Below are 2432 nucleotides of genomic sequence, written 5' to 3' on the forward strand. Positions count from 1 at the left end.
ACCCTACACCCTACACCCTACACCCTACACCCTACACCCCACACCCCACACCCCTTATCCCTGTTCACTGCTCCCTGTTCCCTGTTCCCTGTTCTCTGTTTCCTTTTTGGCTAAAATTGCCTGACGAAAACCTAAAACGACAAGAATATTGGAGAGGGTGAGGAAAAGTTCGGCGCTGCCGTGTAACCAATCGACGTTGGCTAATTCTTTACCATAGTGGATTTTGGCGTAGATACCGGCAGGAATGGTGATAAAAACGAAGATTAACAGCACATAAAAGCCAATTAAGGCTAAACGGGGCATTTTTCCTGAACGAGTGATCAACCAAAGAAACCCCAGATAGGGAAACAGGGAAATGGCAAATAAACTCTCTTTATTCATTGTTAACGCTAATTTTACTGGAACGCCACAGCCACCAACCGGCAGCACAGAGGGTAAAATTTCCTAAGACAGTCATGGCTGCCTGTAGGGTGACTAACCAGGATAAGGCACTGATATTATCAAAAAAATGCCATGTACAGGCACACATGGCCCCAATTAAAGCGGGTAACATTCCCCAAGATAACATTCGCCACGATCGATCGCTACTGATTTCGCTATAAGTCCACACTAACCAGATCGCCGCTATCCATTCTACGACACTCGATACATGAACTATCCACGTCGGTATTGATAAAGCATTCATTTTTTTACAGTTATCAGTTATCAGTTATCAGTTATCAGTTATCAGATTTGAGTTCTTATCTCGTTCCTAGGTTCTACCTGGGAACCCTTTATTCAGGTTCTACCTGAAGGATATTTTAATAAAGAGCCTTAAATATTGTGTGTCAAGACAGAGCCTTGGCACAAGCAAAATTTTCTAGCCATTTAATTACCTGTTGACCTAAGCTAACATTGTTTAATCGATCGATCTCGCGAATGCCGGTAGGACTGGTGACATTAACTTCCGTGAGATAGCCACCAATCACATCTAATCCGACAAAATATAGGCCATCTTCTCGTAATTTTGGGGCTAAAGTGGCACAGATTTCTAATTCTTGATCGGTGATTTCTGTTTTTGCCACTCGTCCACCCACCGCCATATTACCGCGAAATTCCGAACCGGTGGGAATGCGATTAACTGCCCCGATGGGTTCACCATTGAGGACAATAATGCGTTTATCTCCTTCTTTGGCAGCTGGTAAATAATCTTGGATCATTACCGGTTCTTGTCCCCATTTTGTGCTAATTTCAATCATTGAATTGAGATTGCGATCTTCGGGACTAAGAAATAAAATTCCCTCCCCTGCTTTGCCCCCCAAAGGTTTCATAACTGCCGCCCCTTTTTGGTTGACAAATTCCCTAATCGTTGCTTTATCTTGGGAAACAATTGTAGCGGGCATTACCTGAGCAAAGTGAATAGTGTATAACTTTTCGTTGGCATGGCGTAAACCCCTAGTTGAGTTAATTACTTGGGTTTTTTGGGGGTCGATCAGGTCTAATAAATAGGTGGCATAAAGATAGGCAATCGTCACGGGTGGGTCTTTTCGCATCCAGACAAAATCGAAGTTTTCTAGGCAGGTAAAAACTGTCTCTTGTCTTTGATACCATTGAGATACAGCCACCCAATGATTATCTTTTAACTCCACGGGAACCAGTTCAATTTTAGTTAGTTTTGCCCAAGCTTTTCCCGCAATCGCACTGAGATCCGTGATGGAAGTCATCCAGACTTCATGGCCTAATAATTGGGACGCTTCCATGATAGCTACACTGGTATCATGGCCCGGATCTAAATACTCGATCGGATCGATAATAAAGGCTAGTTTCATTAATAGTTTTTATCCTTAATTCTGCAACAGGGGATCTAAACCACCACTTCTATCTAAAGCATAGATGTCATCGCAGCCCCCGATGTGTTGATCATTTATAAAAATTTGTGGTACACTTGTACGACCATTGGCTCGATCGGACATTTTGGCTCGCGCTCCTTCATCACCATTGATACAATATTCGGTAAACTCCACCCCTTTTTTCTTGAGTAATGCTTTAGCGCGGATACAGAAAGGACAGGAACTCCAAGTATAGATCTCTACTTTAGCGGCCATAAAATTTATCTGTTTTCTTTACAGTTCTTAATTTTAGCCGATAACCGAGCAGTGATCTTCCTTCAGGTCAGAAAACGCCAATTAGGGCGATTCCACTGATATATTCCTTGTATTTGCCATTCTTCACCGTTTTGAAAGCGAATACGGCAACTAACAGGGCGAGAATCATCCTCACTTTCATTTACGGCGTTGTCAGATCAGAATAGGTAAAGATGCAATGCAATCCTTGCTATCAAAGTAATTTCAGTTCCGGTGCTGATTCGGAGCATCTTTCAATTTGACAACGCCTATTGTAGGGCTAATTCATGAATTAGCCCTACACCTATTACCTCACAGGTAAACCCCTGT

The 2432-nt window shown here is 42.7% G+C and carries 4 protein-coding genes; all 4 read right to left on the reverse strand.

Features of this window, described 5'->3' with window-relative positions:
- Positions 1-54: 54 nt before the first annotated feature.
- The 4 genes from IQ242_RS22475 to grxC all read right to left on the reverse strand — a co-directional run bounded on the left by IQ242_RS22475 (position 55) and on the right by grxC (position 2084).
- On the reverse strand, positions 55-381 hold the full coding sequence (locus IQ242_RS22475; RefSeq protein ID WP_052275273.1) for a DUF3593 domain-containing protein: 327 nt from the start codon (positions 379-381) through the stop codon (positions 55-57).
- A complete protein-coding gene (locus IQ242_RS22480; protein ID WP_193961471.1) occupies positions 374-685 on the reverse strand; it encodes a DUF2499 domain-containing protein in 312 nt (103 codons plus the stop codon). The genes IQ242_RS22475 and IQ242_RS22480 overlap by 8 nt, the downstream gene beginning before the upstream one ends.
- 142 nt (positions 686-827) lie before the next feature.
- Positions 828-1808 (reverse strand): glutathione synthase, encoded by a 981-nt coding sequence (gshB, locus tag IQ242_RS22485; RefSeq protein WP_193961472.1) that lies wholly within the window; start codon positions 1806-1808, stop codon positions 828-830.
- A 15-nt stretch (positions 1809-1823) separates the two neighbouring features.
- Complete coding sequence (gene grxC / locus IQ242_RS22490) at positions 1824-2084, reverse strand: glutaredoxin 3 (RefSeq protein ID WP_193961473.1); 261 nt, start codon at positions 2082-2084, stop codon at positions 1824-1826.
- Between the last annotated feature and the right edge of the window lie 348 nt (positions 2085-2432).

This window comes from Microcystis sp. LEGE 08355 (assembly GCF_015207185.1).
Classification (GTDB): Bacteria; Cyanobacteriota; Cyanobacteriia; order Cyanobacteriales; family Microcystaceae; genus Microcystis; species Microcystis panniformis.

What these genes read in the sequence shown, in the direction of transcription:
- IQ242_RS22475 (WP_052275273.1), bottom strand. Translation starts at nt 381, where the DNA reads ATGAATAAAGAGAGTTTATTTGCCATTTCCCTGTTTCCCTATCTGGGG.
- IQ242_RS22480 (WP_193961471.1), bottom strand. Translation starts at nt 685, where the DNA reads ATGAATGCTTTATCAATACCGACGTGGATAGTTCATGTATCGAGTGTC.
- gshB (WP_193961472.1), bottom strand. Translation starts at nt 1,808, where the DNA reads ATGAAACTAGCCTTTATTATCGATCCGATCGAGTATTTAGATCCGGGC.
- grxC (WP_193961473.1), bottom strand. Translation starts at nt 2,084, where the DNA reads ATGGCCGCTAAAGTAGAGATCTATACTTGGAGTTCCTGTCCTTTCTGT.